The sequence below is a fragment of the Candidatus Zixiibacteriota bacterium genome (genome assembly GCA_035574315.1).
GTDB lineage: Bacteria > Desulfobacterota > Binatia > UBA9968 > UBA9968 > DATLYW01.
Map to the genome: position 1 here is coordinate 63323 of DATLYW010000015.1, position 16781 is coordinate 80103.

14 protein-coding genes are annotated in these 16781 nt (G+C 66.5%); 3 read left to right on the forward strand and 11 right to left on the reverse strand.

What is annotated here, in order from left to right:
• Positions 1-166: 166 nt before the first annotated feature.
• Positions 167-1237: a hypothetical protein gene (locus VNN77_04565; GenBank protein ID HXG50667.1), complete on the reverse strand. Its 1071-nt coding sequence runs from the start codon at positions 1235-1237 to the stop codon at positions 167-169.
• 405 nt (positions 1238-1642) lie between these two features.
• Here VNN77_04565 and VNN77_04570 point away from each other — a divergent pair, with 405 nt between their 5' ends.
• Positions 1643-3046, forward strand: coding sequence for an MmgE/PrpD family protein (locus tag VNN77_04570; GenBank protein HXG50668.1), 1404 nt, complete (start codon positions 1643-1645; stop codon positions 3044-3046).
• 41 nt (positions 3047-3087) lie between these two features.
• On the opposite strand, the gene VNN77_04575 is transcribed toward VNN77_04570, so the two are convergent.
• Positions 3088-3585, reverse strand: coding sequence for an SET domain-containing protein-lysine N-methyltransferase (locus VNN77_04575; protein HXG50669.1), 498 nt, complete (start codon positions 3583-3585; stop codon positions 3088-3090).
• A 156-nt stretch (positions 3586-3741) separates the two neighbouring features.
• Between VNN77_04575 and VNN77_04580 the strand changes: the two genes are divergently transcribed.
• Entirely contained in the window at positions 3742-5175 is a 1434-nt protein-coding gene (locus VNN77_04580) for an MmgE/PrpD family protein (protein ID HXG50670.1), read from the forward strand.
• Positions 5176-5194: 19 nt separating this feature from the next.
• Here the strand turns inward: VNN77_04580 and VNN77_04585 are convergent, their stop codons facing one another.
• The 3 genes from VNN77_04585 to VNN77_04595 form a co-directional block, all read right to left on the reverse strand.
• A complete protein-coding gene (locus VNN77_04585) occupies positions 5195-6250 on the reverse strand; it encodes an extradiol ring-cleavage dioxygenase (GenBank protein ID HXG50671.1) in 1056 nt (351 codons plus the stop codon).
• A gap of 29 nt (positions 6251-6279) precedes the next feature.
• Positions 6280-7308 (reverse strand): ABC transporter substrate-binding protein, encoded by a 1029-nt coding sequence (locus tag VNN77_04590; GenBank protein HXG50672.1) that lies wholly within the window; start codon positions 7306-7308, stop codon positions 6280-6282.
• Positions 7309-7425: 117 nt separating this feature from the next.
• Positions 7426-8718, reverse strand: a complete 1293-nt coding sequence (locus VNN77_04595; protein ID HXG50673.1) for a DegT/DnrJ/EryC1/StrS family aminotransferase — start codon at positions 8716-8718, stop codon at positions 7426-7428.
• Between the two features lie 80 nt (positions 8719-8798).
• Between VNN77_04595 and VNN77_04600 the strand changes: the two genes are divergently transcribed.
• Positions 8799-8966, forward strand: a complete 168-nt coding sequence (locus VNN77_04600) for a hypothetical protein (GenBank protein HXG50674.1) — start codon at positions 8799-8801, stop codon at positions 8964-8966.
• A gap of 6 nt (positions 8967-8972) precedes the next feature.
• On the opposite strand, the gene VNN77_04605 is transcribed toward VNN77_04600, so the two are convergent.
• From VNN77_04605 to VNN77_04630, 6 genes are all read right to left on the reverse strand, one after another.
• Positions 8973-9848 (reverse strand): ABC transporter substrate-binding protein, encoded by an 876-nt coding sequence (locus VNN77_04605; GenBank protein HXG50675.1) that lies wholly within the window; start codon positions 9846-9848, stop codon positions 8973-8975.
• A gap of 88 nt (positions 9849-9936) precedes the next feature.
• Complete coding sequence (locus tag VNN77_04610) at positions 9937-10914, reverse strand: ABC transporter substrate-binding protein (protein HXG50676.1); 978 nt, start codon at positions 10912-10914, stop codon at positions 9937-9939.
• 76 nt (positions 10915-10990) lie between these two features.
• Positions 10991-12103 carry a tricarballylate utilization 4Fe-4S protein TcuB gene (gene tcuB, locus VNN77_04615; GenBank protein HXG50677.1) on the reverse strand — a complete coding sequence of 371 codons (1113 nt, stop codon included), beginning with the start codon at positions 12101-12103 and terminating at the stop codon, positions 10991-10993.
• A complete protein-coding gene (gene tcuA / locus VNN77_04620; protein ID HXG50678.1) occupies positions 12090-13487 on the reverse strand; it encodes an FAD-dependent tricarballylate dehydrogenase TcuA in 1398 nt (465 codons plus the stop codon). The genes tcuB and tcuA overlap by 14 nt, the downstream gene beginning before the upstream one ends.
• Positions 13488-13557: 70 nt before the next feature.
• Positions 13558-15489, reverse strand: coding sequence for a tripartite tricarboxylate transporter permease (locus VNN77_04625; GenBank protein HXG50679.1), 1932 nt, complete (start codon positions 15487-15489; stop codon positions 13558-13560).
• Positions 15490-15519: 30 nt separating this feature from the next.
• Entirely contained in the window at positions 15520-16620 is a 1101-nt protein-coding gene (locus VNN77_04630; GenBank protein ID HXG50680.1) for a hypothetical protein, read from the reverse strand.
• Between the last annotated feature and the right edge of the window lie 161 nt (positions 16621-16781).

Consider the following 16781-nt stretch of genomic DNA (forward strand, 5'->3'; position numbering starts at 1 on the left):
TGCCGCCGCGCTTCAATCGTTCACAGGTTGAACGGTCGCCCGCAAAAACCCGGAAACCGGGAACGCAAACCAGAAACTGCGATTATCCTTCGGTTCACTCCGGCGCGCCGCGCTCCGCGCCTCGTTCTTCATTTCGAGCCTCACGACGGTTCCGCTCGCGAGCCCGTCAACGGCCGGGCAGAGGATCCGGCCCGGCGAGCTTCTTGTAGAGCTGGACGACCTCCGGGGCCCGGGGCAGCTCCTTGATCGCGCGCTCCACGCCTTCGCCGTCGACGGGAACGGGGCTGTCGCCCATCAGCTTCTTGAACTCGGCCGGAAACTCGGGATCGGCAAAAGCTTTCCGCATCGCTTCCCGGATGATCCGCACGGGCTCGGCCGGCGTTCCCGGGGGAAAGATGTAAGGCCAGCGCGGATATTGAAAGGCCCGGAACATGTCGAGCAGCTTTCGCTCCACGTCGGACCTGGCGAAGGTTTCGAACTCTGGCACGTGGGCGAAGGTCGGGTTGTGGCGGCCCTTCGGCACCGTCAGCGTCGCGTGGAAATGGACGAGCTTTTTCTTGATCCATTCGGGCTGTTCGATCACGAATCGGGCCGCGCCGGTTACGTGCGCGTCCAGCTCGTCGCGTCCCAGAGCGATGTAGATTTCCGGCCCGGTGAAGCCGGTCACGAACGTGGGCGACTTCAGGCCGATGAGATAGGCCGCCATGCGCGCGGTCACGTACACCGGATGGCCGACGGCGTGCGCGCCGAACCGAAGCCCGCTTCTGGCTCGGAGCTTCTCCAGGGTGTCCAGCCCCAGCTCGCCTTTGGTGTAGAAAATGTACGGGTCGCCCGTGTCGGTCGACCCGAGATAGATGAACTTGTCGAGGTCGTAGTTGCTTCCCGGCAGCCCCAGGATGGGCCCGACCACCAGCCCCGCACCGATGGAACCTATCGTCAGCCCATCGGGCCGCGTCGAGCTGTAGATGAGGTTCGCCGCTTTCCTGCCGGCGGCGCCCGGCACGAACTCGAGCAGCAGGTTGGGTTTCCCGGGAATGTGTTTTTCCAGCACCCGCATCAGGGCTCTGGTCTGGAACTCTCCCGAGCCGCCGGGCCCCCCGCCGCGAATGATCTTGATCGTTTTTCCCCGATAGAAATCGGCCTGGGCAAAGGCGTTCCCGGCCTGGAAGAGAACGAGCAGGCCCGCAAGCGTGAGATCAATGAGCGAGCGCGGCGGTACTCTGTCGGAGCTTTTCATGGCCAACCTCCCGCGGAGACGAACTTAGCCCACTCCCGTGCGAGGCCGTTTACGAAAGGCTTTGAGCCCCCGCCCGAAGCGGCCGGCGGCTCCGGCCCGGCTTTGCGACCCGCACCTTATGCATCCCGGGAAGGACTGTCAAGGACGCCCGCCGGAGCCTCCGATCTTCGGGATGCAATCGCCCGATCGGCGACGGGTGTACGGCTTTCGGTTTTTATTTCGAACCTCCTGGACGAGACCGTGGTGTATCACATCGCTCCGGCAAGTCGATCTTTCCCGGCGAAACTCGGCTGGCGGAGCTTGACAACGGCGTGCAGGCGTATGAAAAAACGGCAGCGCCGTCCGGACCGAAGGAGATGCCTCCCGCGGGCCCGGCGCGAAGGCCCGAAGCCGAAGGAGGGTTCCATGGCGAAAGCGCAGGCCGCAGACGCGGCGCAGGGCTCTCCGACGCGGGCGCTGGCGGACTACGTCGCGCGCCTGTCCTACAAGGACATCCCGCCGGAAGTCCTCTCTCATATCAAGCTTTGTCTCCTGGATTCCCTCGGCTGCGCTCTGTTCGGCTCCACGCTTCCCTGGGGAAAGCTCATCACGTCCTTCGCCCGGCAGCTCGGCCGGGGCAAGGGAGCCCTCATCTGGGGCAACGGCGCCGAGGTCCCCGCCACGAGCGCCCCCCTCGCCAACGGGACGCTCGTCCACAGCTTCGAGCTGGACGACCTGCATCGCGTCGGCGTCATCCACCCCGGATCGGTCGCCGTTCCCGCCGCGGACGCGCTGGTGCGGCGCGCGGGCGGCGTCGACGGCCGGCGGTTTCTCGCCGCGGTTGTCGCCGGCTACGAAGTCGGCTGCCGCGTCGCGATGACCGGCGGAGCGGCGCAGCTGCGGCGGGGATTTCACCCGAGCGCGACTTCCGGCACCTTCGCCGCGGCGGCTGCGGCGGCGAAGCTCTTGCGCCTCGGCCCCGCCGAGACCGTTCACGCCCTGGGCATCGCGGGCACGCAGGCTGCCGGCCTGATGGCCGCTCAGCATGCCTCGATGGTCAAGCGCATGCACGCTGGCCGCGCCGCTCAGGCCGGAGTCTACGGCGCGCTGCTGGCCGCGCAGGGCTTTACGGGAATCGAGGATATTCTCGAAGCGCCGTACGGCGGCTTCTGCTCGACCTTCGTCGATCAGCCGAAGCTCCACCACCTCACTCAGGGCCTCGGGAAACGTTTCGAGACGCTCAACGTCGGCTTCAAGCCTTACCCCTGCTGCGGCAGCAACCATACTTCGATCGACGCGCTGAAGAAGATCCTGCGCGACCATCCGGAGGTTCGCCCGCAAGACGTCGAGAGCATTCGAATCCGGGCGACGCGTGCCACCAGGCTCCACGTGGGCTGGAGCTACGAGCCGAGGAGCATGATCACGGCGCAGATGAACCTCCCTTTTTGCGTCGCCGTGCTGCTCCACGATCGTGATTTTTTCGTCGATCAGGTCACGGAAGGATCGATCCGGCGCCCCGACGTTCTGGCGACGGCGCGCAAGGTCGAGGTGATCGAGGATCCGCAATTCGACGCCCTGGGGGACGAGGGCCGCCATGGCGTGCAGCTCGAGGTGCGGCTTGCGGACGGGAAAACCTTCAGCGAGAGGGTCCTTCACGCCTGGGGCAGCGAGAAGCGTCCCATGACGAGGGACGAGGTCCTGAGGAAATTCCGCCTTCTCGCGTCGCGCGCCCTGCCGCGCTCTCGCGTGGAGAAGGTCGAGGAAACGCTCCTCGACCTCGAAAAGCTCGACGACGCCCGGAAGATCGCGCGACTGACGGTCGCGCGCTGAGCGCCTTCGCGAAACGCTCTTCCGCTCCCGCGCCGGGCCGCTCAGGCCCGCTCGCCCAGCATCGTGCCGCGGCAGCGGCGCGCGCCGCAGAAGCAGGCGTGGGCCCGCTTGGCCGCTCTGGTGTGCGGCTCGCCGAGCTGCAGGTTGTAGTCGTAGGTCAGCTCTTCTCCCGGCCGGATCTCGCGGCGCGCCTCGATGAAAATCCGCTCGTCCTCCTCCACGACCTCGCAGTTCGGAGCGCAGGAATGGTTGATCCAGCGCGCTGCGCTGCCCCGCCGGGTCGCGTCGATCACGATCCGGTCGTTGACCTCGAAGAGCATGGTGTGGGGCGACCGGGCGTGAGCCTCGCTGTAGCGCTCGTCCGCCTCTTGCTGCGAGATTCGCTCGCCCGTGTACTCGATGATCCGGGCTCCCTTGGGGATTCGAACCCGCGCGAACACGCCGCGCCCGTGGATCGGTGATTTGCGGACGACGATTTTTCGCGCGCGCTTTTTCGGCCCGATCGGCATCGTGCCATTAGAATGTTTCGGGATTTCCATCCAGTCAAGTCCGAAAAGCCGCGGCCCGGGCCGCAAACCCGCCGGCGCCCGGCATGAAGGCGCTTTCTCCCGCTCTGGCCCGGCGCGCGTTTTTGCGCTATGGCTCTGAGGACGGCCCCTGCGGCCCGTCAACGATCATCAGCGCGAGGTTGGACGATGACTGCGGACACGAACGCATTCGCCAAGGTTCCTCCCGAAATGAAAACCACGGCCGCCGCGGCGGCCTTCGTCGCCGCGGCCCGGCTGCGCGATGTCCCGTCCGAGGCGATTCGCATCGGCACGCGCTGCTTGCTCGACGGCCTGGCGCTCTTCGTCGCCGGATCGGAGGAGCGCTCCGTGCAGATCCTCGCGGACGAGGCGGAGCATACCGGGGGCCGGCCGGAGGCGCTGTTGCTTCAGCGCGGCGCGGTGAGGGTCCCCGCGGCCGCCGCCGCGCGCGTTCTCGGCACGGCGGGCCACGCGCACGACTGGGACGACAGTCAGGTGAGCCGCGACCCGGCGCACGTCTACGGGCTGCTCACGCATCCGACGATCCCGCCGCTTTCGGCCGCGCTCGCGGCGGCCCAGAGAGCCGGACGCGTCGACGGCGAGACTTTCGTGCTCGGGTTTCTGGTCGGCTTCGAGGTGGAGTGCAAGATCTCCGAATGGATGCTGCCGCAGCACTACGCCCGCGGGATGCACTCGAGCGGGACCGTCGGGACCTTTGGCGCCTACGCCGCCGCGGCAAAGATTCTCGGTCTTTCGGGGGAGCAGCTCCGCAGGGGCTTCGGCATCGCGGCGAGCCTGGCGGCCGGCATCCGCTGCAATTTCGGCACCATGACCAAGCCGCTGCACGTCGGACGCGCCGCGGAAAACGGCGTCACGGCGGCGTTGCTCGCCGCGCGCGGCTTCACCGCCGACCCCGACGCGCTCGACGGGCCGTGGGGCTTTTTCGCCGTCCACGGCGGGGGCGTGAGCGCCGAAAAGATTTCCCAGGGCTTCGGCCGAACCTGGTCGATCGTCGATCTCGGGGTCTCGATCAAGCCCTATCCGTGCGGCGTGCTGACGCACCCGACCATCGACCTGATGCTCAGGCTGGTGACCGAGCACGACGTGAAGCCCGAAGAGATCGAGAGCGTGAAAGTCTACGCCGGCACGAACATCCTCAAGCCGATCCGCTACCCGGTGGCGGCCGATCATCTCCAGGCCAAGTTCTCGCTCCCCGCGGCGCTCGCCATGATCGCCCTGGCGCGCCGGGCGGGCAAGCGGGAATTCTCCGACGCGTTCGTGGGCAGCCCTCCGATGCAGGCGATGCAGCGGCGGATCTCGACCGAGTTCGATCCGGCGATCGAGGCCCTCGGCTTCGACAAGATGCGCTCGCGGATCGTCATCCGCCTGCGGGACGGGCGGACCCTCGAGGGTCGGGCCGACGAGCGCTACCGCGGCGGGCCCGACAATCCCCTCTCGGACGCCGAGCTGGAGGAGAAGGTGCGCTCCTGCTGCGAAGGAGTGCTCGAAGAGAGACAGCAAACCGCCTTGATCGAGGCGGCGCGGTCGGTAACGCGGCTTCCCGACGCCGCGAGGCTGATGGAGATCCTGAACGGGATCTGAGCTCCGGCTTTCCGCCGCCTCAGGGGCGAAAGACCGCGAAGACCTTGTCGGAGTTCGAGATCCACGACTCCAGGAAAACCGCTTCGTCGGGCTTGCGCCCCAGCTCGGCCATCGCTCCCGCCAGGCAGAACCAGTTCAACAGCTCGTGGTGTCCGCGGTCTTCGGCCTCCTCGATCGTGGCCGTGCGCCAGATCTCCCAATCGCCGCGGCTGAAGGCTTCGAAGAACCTGCGGTCCGATTCCACGTCCGGATACATGCGGGCGTGCTTCGCCGTAAGAAACGAGTGCGACCAGCTCGAAGAGGCGATCAGCGCGACCCTCCACGGGCTCTGCGCGAGCGCGCGGGCGACCGCGCCGCCGAGCTGAAAGCAGCGCCACGGCTGCGGCCCCGGCGGGTCTTCCTCTCCCTCGGCCAGGCTTCGTCCCTTCGACGGCGTCGGGGGAACGCCCTGCGTGCCGGTGAGGTGCCGCCCGTAGCTGTTGACCGTGAAAGGTACGACCGGGTAAGGGAACCCGGCCCGGTCCCAGTCGAGGTAGAGGACCGAGTTGACGAAGGCGTGGCCCAACGGAGCGTGGAGCGGCCTGTAAGCGTAGGCGACATCGAAGCCTTCGTTGATCAGCGCCGTGGCCAGGCTCTTCGCCCCGGCCCGGTGGCCCCGGATGGTGAAAGTTTTATCCTTCGGCTCGTTCCACGAGTTCACGCCGCGCGTATCGTGGAGCCACGGCTGAACCTCGACGCTGTCGTAGGCGAGAACGGCGAACGGCGGAACGCAGTCCTCGCGCCAGTTCTCGAACTGATCGTCCCCCCAGATCAAGCAGAAATCGGGTCGGAACTCGTCGAGCGCGCGGCGCGCGCGGCGAAAGCCGTCGACCATATCCCGACGGTGCGCGTCCGAATGCGCCTGCCCTTCGTCCGATCCCCACTGCCGGCGCATCGGCTCCGGCCAGTTGGCCGCCGAGCGCAGCCGCTCGGGGAGCGCCGGGTCGGAGAGGCAGACCTTGATGCGCCGGGTGATGTTTCCCTGGACCGAAAGACCCGGATAGTGCGTGATGCCAAGCCCGAGGATCTGTCCCATGCAGTCCTCCTTGCGGGCTCGAAGCTCACCTAACGGCTTCCGTAGAGCTCTTTGATGAAGCCGCTGTTTTCGAGCTCGCTCAAAAAGCGATTGTCGTAAAAATCCCTTGGGTTGGCCGAAGCGGCCTTCGGATGATCCGTGACGGAGAGAGCCGCCCGGATCACCTCGTCGGTGGCGTAGGGAACCCGCGGGAACAGCGGGGCGAAGCTGCGGTAGGCCTCCTCGATCACCTCCTGATCCCGGGTCGCCAGATATCTTCCCATGGCGCGCTTCGCGAGCTCGGGCTGCTCGACAGCGATCTTGATGCCCGCGACGTAGGCCTTGACGAACGCCCGCACCAGGTTCTGGTCCTGCTGGACCACGGACCGCTTGATGGCGAGACCCGAGAACGGGTACGGGATCTTGAGCGAGCCGATGTTGACCAGCTCCTTGAACCCGAGCCGCCGCGCCATCAGGGTCGTGGGGGCGGAATGAACCGCGGCGGACACGATCCCTTGCTTGAGCGCGGCGAGCGCGTCTTCCTGGCGCGAGAAATAGAGAACCTTGAGGTCTTGTTGCGTCATCCTGTACTGGCGCAACAGCGCGATCGACGCGTGATCCGACGATGCGCCCTTGGTGATCACCGCCATCACCTTGCCGCGCAGATCGGGCACGTCCTTGATTTCCGGCCTCGCGTAGAGGGAAAAGGCGAAGGTCGGCACCGGGATCGCTATGTAGGTCAGGTCGGCGCCGCTCAGCATGGCGTTCACCGCAGCGCCCCCGGTCATCGCGGCGTCGATCGATCCGGAAATGAGCGATTGCGTAAGCCGCACGCCGCCGGGGATGTAGACCGGTTTGAGGTCGACCCCGTACTGCCGGTCGACCCTGGCCTCGGGCAACACCCAGAGCGGCGCCTGCCCGCCGTTGAGCTGCGGATAGCCGACCCGCACCGTGAAGCTGCTCGCAGCAGCGTGCGTGCGCGGCTCCGGCAGCGCCAGCGTGACGGCGATCCCTGCAACGATCGCCGCGAGCGCTCGAAACAGGCCGTGAAGAGAACGAAAACGTCCGTTGGAGCTCATGATGCTCAACCTCGTTTCGAGCGAGAAATAGCGCAGGGTCGCTTCGATTACAATCCCCCGGAGCCGGAGGTAAAAGCAGGCAAGGGAGGTTCCGCCTGCAGGTGGCCGGCGGACGGCTCAGCGAAGCGAGCGCTGAATGATCGAGGCGATGCGCTCGACCTCTTCCAGGCCGACGTCCGGCTCGCACGGAAGCTCGATCAGATCGGCCCAGACCTTCTCGGCGCGCGCAAGCCCGCCGCGGCCCCGGTGCGCATGGGAGTCGATCAGATGAATCGGCACGTAGCTCCCCTGCACCTCGAAACCAGCGTGGTTCAAGACCTCCACCAGCCGCGCCGCCGGATCGCGGTCGCGGCCCCGTGGCGCCACGCGAACCACCTGGGTCAGGCACGCGGAACCGCCGCGATGCGGAATCAGCTGCACGCGCTCGTGCTTCCCGAGCAACTCGGCGTAGGCGCGAGCCCGCTCGCGGCGCGCCGCGATGTTCGTCTCGAGCGTCTCCAGGAGCGTGAGCGCGACCGCGGCCTCGACCTCCGCCATGGCCTCCCGGCGGTACGGCGACGGCGGCGCGGATGGCCCGTCTTGGTCCGCCCGCGAGGACGCCCGCACGAGAGGAAAGGTCCAGCGACGCCAGTGCCGGCAGACGGCCGTCGAGAAAAACCTCGCTGCGGCTCTGAGGCACGAGGCTCGAGCCAGGTTTTCCCCGGGCCCGGCGGCGAAACCTCGCTGTTTCGCGATGACGACCCCGCCCCCCGCGCCGAAGCAGACCTTTTCGCTCCCGAAGCTCAGGATCCCCGCGTCTCCGAAGCCGCCCAGAGGACGTCCGTCCGCGGTCGCCCCGAGGGCTTGCGCCGCATCGTCGATCACCCGCAGCCCGCGCGCCCGCGCCAACTCCGTGATCGCGCCGATCTCGGCCGGATTGCCGAAGAGGTGGGGAACGATGACGGCTTTCGTCCTCGGGCCGAGGGCCGCTTCCACAGTGCCCGCCGTGAGATTCAGCTCCTCGCCGACGTCGGCGAGGACCGGGCAGGCGCCGGCCGCCCGGATGGGCCGAAGCACGGCGGTACAGCAAAAGGCGGGAACGATCACTTCGTCGCCTTCGCCGACACCGCAGGCGCGCAGGGCCAGCTCGAGGGCGAGGCTTCCGGAGCCGCACAGAACCGCATCCTGAGCGCCCCAGCGCTCGCGCACGAGCGAGGCGAGCCGCGCCAGGCTGCGGCCACCGCCCACGGCGCCGGAAATCATCGCTCCCAGGGCGCGACGGTAAGTGGCGCCGTTCCAGTACGGGGTCGCAAGCGCGACCCGAAGCGGGTAGCCCCTGCCCGGCAGGCGGCCCCAGCCGCGCTGCACGACCTCGGTAAGCCCGATCGCTTCGGAGCGGAGAGGGACCGCCTGAGGTCGAAGGTCTTTCATCGTTCGAGCGCGGGGGTCCGAGGGACGACTTTTTTCTTCCTCGGACTGGAATGATTCTAAAAAACCTCTACAATGGGGCCATGAGCGACGACCTCGCCGAAAAGAAGCCGGCCGACGAGAGCACCGTTGCGCCCTGTCCGTGCAGGCACCCCAGCCACGGCCCCAAGGGTTGCGAGAACTTCACCGAGGCTGACGAAGAGGTCTGCTCGGACTGCGAAGAGCACGCGCCCTATACCGACGCGGTCTGAGCCCGCTCACCGCTCGATCACCCTCTCGACCAACGTTTCCGGCGCAATCCCCGCCGCCCGCGTGTCTTGCAATGCCACTTCCTGCAGGATCGAACGGATCGAGCCCGAAGAAACGGCGAGGTCGGGCTCGAAGCGCTCGGCGAACAGCTCGCAGCATTTCTCCAGAACCGCTCGGCGGCCGGCCAGGGGCGGCAGCCTGCGGCCGATCTCGCCGAGCGCCGCCTCGCGCTCTTTCCTGAACAGCTTGACGCTCTCGGCATAGACCAGCGCCACCCTACGGACGAGGTCCTGGTTGGCCGCGAGAAATCGGCGTGTGGTCGCGAGGGGAACCCAGTGGCAGTCGAGCCCCAGGCTGTCGGCTATCACGCGAAAACCCTCCTCCTCGGCCGCAAACGCCTTTTCCGGCGGCAGCAGCGCGGCATCGATCTCCCCGCCCTGGAGCGCGTCCAGGCTTCGGTCGTTGAGGCCGAGGTCCACCAGTCGAAGATCCTTCCCGGCATCCAGGCCCCACCTCCGCAGCAGCGCAAGCATCATCATCCCCGCCATGCGCCGCGGCTGGTTGATGCCGACCTTCCTGCCCCGAAGCTCCTCCACGCCGGCGACCGTCGGGGCCGCAGCGAGAAAGAAAGCCGGACGGTTCAGAATACCGCCGACGATCACGAGGTCGTTTCCTTCCAGCAGCGAGAACACGAGCGACGGAGCGTTCGGCGTGCCCACCGGCGTCCTTCCCGCGGCGATGTCCTCGACGACCTTTTCCTCGTCCTGCTGGTTGACGATCTCGACCGAGATCCCGTGTCTTTCGAACAACCCAGCCGCCTGTCCGACGAACGGAAGAAAGCGCCCGATGCTTGAAACTCCGATGCCGATCTTGACGCAATCCATGTCTTTCGTCTTTCGTTTCTGGTTTTTTACCTTGAACCTTTGAACTTTTGAACTATTGAACCGCCGCGGAGCGGCCCGACCGCCGCGGTTACGGCTTCCAGCCGCGCGCCTCGAGGTCCCGATTCGCCCTGCGCGCAAAGCTCAGGTCGAAGACGTCCGCAACCTTGATCTCGCGTTGGACGCGGGTGGTCTTTTTCATGGAGTCGATCATCGCCTGGAGGACGCCGTCGTCGGTTACGCCTTCACGCAGGAGCAGCTTCGACTGCGTGTCGTAGATCGCCGCCGCAAGGCTTCGATCCGTCATTCTCAGGGCGCCCATCATCGTCTCGATCGCCGGCCCTCGCCGCGACGCGAAAAGCCTCACCCCTTTGAGCGTTCCCCGGATGAACCGCAGGATCCGATCCGGATGCTGGCGGATCCGCTCGTCGGTGGTGACGAGCCCGCCTTCGATGAGATTGGCGTAATCGCCCGCGGAGGCGAGCTTGCTGAAGCCCTCCTTCTGGGCTCTGAGGCTCATGCTGGCGTTGAACAGGGTCGCCTGGATCGAACCGGCCTGAAGCGCCGGGTAGCGCACGGAGTCTCCTCCCATGACGACGAGGTTCACGTCCTTCGCGGGATCGATGCCGTTCTTCCGGAGCATCTCCCGCGCCACCACGGCGAGCGACCCTTCCGGCGACATGATGCCGATGTTCTTGCCGCGAAGCTGCGCGATCGATTTGATCTCGGGCAGCGCGATGAGATCCCAGCCCGGCTTGTCCTGGAGCACCGTCACGATCTTCACCGGGACCGACCGCACGGCCGCCGCCAGGCCGCTGCCGGCGTTGGTGAAGAAGTCGATCTCCCCGGCCAGCGCCGTCCTGATCGCGATCTCGCCGCGAATGCTGAGGAGTTGAAGGTCGATTCCTTCTTCCTTCAGATAGCCTTCCTTCTGCGCGAGCAGCAGGGAGAAAACAGAGGTGTTCATCGAAGGATAGGCCACGCGGACCATCTCCGCGGCCGAGGAGACCCGTGCGCAAAGGACGATCCCGGCCAGGCACGCGAGCCGGGCGGCTCTTCCGTATCTCATGGCTACCCCCTTTCTCGCCTCGCAATCGCGAGGCGGCTCCATCGACGCTTTGCTTCCGCCGCAGATCTTTGCCCGCTCAATTCGCCTCGCGGCGGGCCTCGCGCTCCTCGGCGGCGTAACGGATCAGCGCCGCGTAGCGGTAGACGGCGTGCGCGAATTTACCGTAGGGCAAGGTCAGAAAGAAGCCGGCCACCGCTCCCAGGTGGATCGCGAGCAGCGTACCCATCGCCGGAGTCTCACGAAACGCGAGCAGCGCCATTCCCGTCACGCTGGTCAAAAACAACAGCACCAGGAACGCCACGTCCATGTCGACCATCGGCCGATCCGACGGCTCCGGGTCGCTTTTCCATTTGAGGTAGAGGAGCCCCGCGGTTCCGATCATGAGCCCCACGCCGCCGGCTGTTCCCAGGACCACGGGCCAGCTCCAGAACGGGTAGGGAGCCTGCCAGCCGAGGAAGTGGTCGTAGAAGGCCGCCACGCTGGTCGAGGCGAAATCCAGGAGAAAGCCGTAGAACACCAGATGATGGAGCCAGCGCCTCGAGGCCGAAAAGCCGGCGCCGGGATAGTTGCATCCGGCTCCGCCGCCTCTCAGGTAAACGAGGCCGAGCGCGTCCCTTGCGGCACACAGGAAGGCCGCGGGACCGACGCTGCCGCCCGGAGCGCCGGCCGTTTCGCGCCAGAAGCGAAGAGCACCGGCGACGAGAACCGCCAGTCCGTAGATCGAGACCAGAAGCGGCGGCACGGTCATGGCAGCGTACGGCACCACGCGATAGAACGCGCCTTCGCCGAGATGGGTCGCAAAGAGCGCCGCCGGTCCGGTGAAGACCAGGACGAAGACGGCGATCAGGGCCAGCGCCGACGCCGTTATCGCCGCGACCGCCCGGGCGTTGCGGTTGAAGAGCGGCGCGAAAGCGCCGGGCCAGGTAAACTCGCGGTAGGTCTCGCGCCGCAGCTCCGCCATGAGCTTGGGGATGTTGATCGCGAACTCGTGCGGCGGCGCGTACTGGCAGGCGTAGTAGCAGTCGCGACAGTCGAAACAGAGATTGGCGAGGTAGACGAGGTCCGCCTTGCCGAAGGTCCGGCGCAGCTCCATCGCGGGGAAGACCGCGCAGTATCCCTCGCAGTAGCGGCACGCGTTGCAGATCGTCATCTGCCGCGCGCCCTCCTTGACGAGATCAGCTTGCGGCACAGCGCGCCGCCTCCTGCCCGGCGATGCGGCCGAAGACCGCGCCAATGGTGAGTCCGAACCCGGCGAGATACCCCTGGGTGAGAATGTTGCCCGCCATCACCTCACCGGCCGCAAAGACGTTTTGCGCGGGACGCTCGTCCTGGAAGATCACCCGGGCCCGCTCGTCCACGGCGACCCCCAGGTAGGTGAACGTTATTCCCGGCCGAAGCGGATAGCCGTAAAACGGAGGGGTGTCGATCGGCCGGGCCCAGTGGCTTTTTGGCGGCTCGAGGCCTTCAGTCCGGCAGTCGTCGAGGACCGCCGGGTTGAACGTGCCCGGCCGAACCGCACGATTGTACCGTTCGACCACGGCGGTGAGCTTCTCCGGATCGAGAGCGAGCGCGGCGGCGAGCTCAGGGATCGAGCCGGCCTCGACCGGAGGAAACACCGACGGCATGAAGCACGGAAGCGCCTTGGCGTCGAGAATCGAGTACGCGATCTGGTCCGGCTGGCGCGCGATCAGCCCGCCCCAGATCGCGTAACGCTTCGGCCAGAAGTCCTCACCCTCGTCGTAGAAGCGCTCGACCTTGTTGTTGACGACGATTCCGAACGGCACGCTGTCGAGACGCGTGACGATGCCGCCGTCGAATTTGGGCGCGCGCGCGTCCAGCGCCACCGCGTGGCAGCCGCGGGGATTCCCCGTCGGCTTCGCGCCGCAGCGCAGGAGCTCTTTCAGCATCCGTCCCTGGTTGTATGGCGTGCCCCGAATCACGAAGTTTTCCGCCGCCTCGCCCCAGTACTCCTTGAGCCAGGAGATGTTCGCCTCGAAGCCGCCGGCGGCGACGACCAGGGCTCTGGCCCGGAACTCCTCCGCCGCGCCGCCGCGCGCCGCCACGAAGCGGCCGTCGCGGATGTCCAGCTCGCGGACCTCGCACTGGTAGGCCACCTTCACGCCGAGCGCGAGCGCGGTCTCGTAGTAGGCGTTGACCATCGCCTTGCCGCCGCCGAGCATGAAGAGGTTGGTACGCGCGAGATGGAGCGTGCCGCGAAGCGGCTTTTGCCAGCGAACCCCTTGAGTCTGCATCCACGACGCGAGGTCCTCGGAAGACCGAATCACCTGGAGTGCCAGGCGCTCGTTGGTGTCGCCGCCGGTGACCTGCCTGAGATCCTCCCAGAACTCCGCCTCGGGATAGCTCCCGGTGACGTACTCGGTCGCCCCGCGGTGCATGTACCGGATATCGCGCGTGTGCCGGCTGTTGCCGCCGCGCAGGTGCTTCGTCGCGCTTTCGAGCAGGAGCACGCGCGCGCCGGCGCGCCGTGCCGTGATCGCCGCGCACAACCCGGCGTTACCGCCGCCGATGACCAGTACGTCCACGGCTGAAGCTTCTAAGGAGTCCATCGGCATGCGGGCATCGACCGAAAAGGGCGCCGCTTCGCGGCCGAGGCGCGGCGCGCCGAACCGTTTCCTTCCGATTTCATCCACCCAGGAGAACGCCTTTCGGCCAGTAGAGGTTTAGCAGCCACGTCATGAGCTCGGCTACCCCGACCACCGCGGCGGTGTAGAGGAGGCCGTAGGTCCACTGCATCCCGGCCGCAAACCGGAGAAACAGAAAGGTAAAGAGCGCGGTGGCGACGCCGAAGCCGAAAAGCCAGATCGCGCCGAAAAACAGCAGAAGCGTGGCAAAGTAAACGACGGCGAGCCTGGTACGCCTGCGAATCTCGGGCTCCGCCGGCGGCCGCGTCGCCCGGAACTCCAGCACGAGCTGCGCCGCCGCCATCAAAACCGCCGGCGCCGTGGCCGCGATGGGGAAGATCGCGCCGAGGTCCGGGAACGAGCGCGCCTCGTAGAGCGCCGCGGCGAACAGCAGCAGCACAGAGGAGGTGAACAGGATGGAGGGGACTTTTCCGAGAACCACCACCCCTTCCGAGCTGTCCTCGCCGGACGCTTCTCCGCCGCCCTTGCTTCGTGCGATCCATGCCAGTGAAAGCAACAGCAGCACCCCGAGCGCGATCACTCCCGGGCGCCACAGCCAATCCATGTCGTAGCGACTGATCGAAAGCCAGAGGTACTGCTCGGTCGGTTTGGTCAGGACGAACCCCACCAGGAACGGAGCCCGCGGCCAGCCGAGCTGCTTCATGAGCCAGCCGAGAAAACCGAGGCTCAGCAGGGCGAAGATGTCGCCGAAGTGCTCCGAGCTCTGAAACGCGCCGAAGAAAATCGTCACCACCACCGCCGGCGCCAGGCGCCGGAAAGGGATCCAGGTGAGGCGCGCCAGCGCGGGGCTGAGGAAGAGGCAAAGACCGGCGCCCATCGTGTTGGCCAGGGCGAAGCTCCAGATGATGGTGAAGATCAGGTCGAGATGCTCCTGAACCATACGCGGCCCGGGTTGGATGCCGTAGAAAAAAAGCGCTCCGAGCATGATCGCCGCCGGGGCCCCCCCGGGAACGCTGAAGAGCAGCGTGGGAATGAAGTCCCCCGCTTCGACGGAGTTGTTCGCGCTTTCCGGACCGATGACGCCGCGGATGTCCCCCTTGCCGAAGCGCTCCCGATCGCGCGCCATCGCGACCACGTGGCCATAGCTCATCCAGGACCCGGCGGTCGCCCCGATCCCCGGCAGAATCCCGGCCCACACGCCGATCAACGCCCCCCGCACCACGATCCCCCAATGCTCCAGGACGTCCCTTGCCCCTTGAAGCCAGCCGCGACCCAGCGGTATCCGCTCGGCGATCTGTCCCCCCTTGGTCAAAAGGTCTATGACCTCGGCGACGCCGAAGACTCCGAGCGCCACGGCGACCAGGGGAATTCCATCCATTAAATAGAGCTGATCGAAGGTGTAGCGATAGACGGCTTCCGCCGGGGCGGCGCCCACGCTTCCGAGCAGCAGGCCCAGGCAGGCGGCGAGCGCGCCTTTGAGCGGTTCGGCTCCGGTCAGGAATCCCGCGAAAGAGAGGCCGAGGACGCACAGCATCAACAGCTCCGGCGAGCCGAAGAGCAGCACCAGCGGGCGCGCGATCGGCAGCGAGAGCGTCAGGAAGACCGCACCGATCAGCCCGCCAATCAGCGACGAAAGGAAAGCGGCGCTCAGGGCCCGCGCCGCCTCCCCCTGCCTGGCCAGCGGGTGGCCGTCGAGAACGGTGGCCGCGGCGGCCGCCGAGCCGGGAGTACCGATGAGCACCGAGGTGATGGTGTCCGAGGTATGGACCACGGCGAGCGAGCCCACCAGGAGCACCATCGCCGAATGAACGTCCATCGTGTAGATGAAGGGCAGCAGGATCGCCACACAGGCGATCCCGCCCAGCCCCGGAAGGATGCCGATGACCGTCCCCGAGACGACGCCGGCAGCGAGCAAACCGAGATGAACCGGGTTGGAAAACTTCTCGAGGGCGGTGAGGGCGGCCTCCCACATGTGCTCGATTCCGCTCGAGTCCGGGACCGATCAGTCGAACTTGACGCGGTACTTCTTGCTCGCCCAGTCTCTGACGAAGCGCTGCGTCTCGGGGTCGATCTGGAAAGCCTGCTGGATCGTCTTTTCCAGCCGGTCGCCGCGCAGCAGCGGATAGCCGCCGAGCACCTTTTCCGTCTTGGCCTGGAATTCCTTGTCCCTGGCGAGCCGGTCGGCCGCTTCGTAGAAGGCCCGCAACGCCTCCGCCGGCGTGCCTCCTTTGAACCAGAGGATCTTCTGGACCGCGAACGCGGACGGCATGAAGACCTTGTAGGTTTCCCAGAATCTCCCCGAAGGTTTCTTGCCCTTGAGCTTCTCGTAGACCTCCGGCACCGTCGGCAGGTCGGGGACCGCCGGGTCGCGGACGATATTCCCGTTATCGTCGAGCTGGCCGAAGCTCATCAGCGGGATCGCTTTTCCTTCCTTGATCAGCGGCACGACGGTGGCGTTGTACGCGGGCGTGGTCTGATAGTCGATGTTGGTCTCCCCGCGCTCGAAAGCGATCCGGGCCTCCCCCCGTCCCTTGAAGCCGAGCACTCCCTTTGCGTCGAGCTCCAGCAGCTCGAAGCTGATGAGCGGGATCATGTCGAGGCCGATGGCGCTGATGCCCCCGTAGATCAGGTTCTTCGCCTTTGCGAGGTCTTCCACTCGTTTCACCCCTGTGGCCGGCGACGCGTAGATGACGCCGCCGACCGGGTTGACGAGAGCGGGCTTCCACTGGCGAAAGTCGTATTTCGCCGCCTTGTCCCCCAGGAGAACCGGGAAATAATTGGTCGCCGAGCTGACCACCGCCATGTAGCCGTCCGCTTTCGCCTTCAGCGCGAACTCCATCATCCCTGGAATCCCGCGCCCGCCGCCGATGTTGCGAAAAGTGAACTTGGGGTTGCCGGGAATATTTTTTTCGAGATAGGGCGCGATGGTCCGGATCCAGACGTCGGTGCCGCCCGCGACCGGAAAGGGGATGATGACCTCGATGGTTTTCCCCTCGTAGTACGGAGCCGCGGCGCCGGCCGGTGCCCCGATGGCGAGCACCAGGGCGAGGACTCCGAGCCCCCTGCTCATTCGCGACAGTGTCACGGAAGAGATCGTCTTCATGAAGCCCCTCCCCAACTATTTGTATTTGAGTTCGTTGGCATATAGTCGATGCGCGGCGGCGTTCCCGCCGCGCATCGACTGCTGGACTCGACCTCCCAATGGACTGCCTGGCGCGTATCTCCGACCGCTGTCCGATCTTCGGTCAGTGCTTCTTCGCCAGA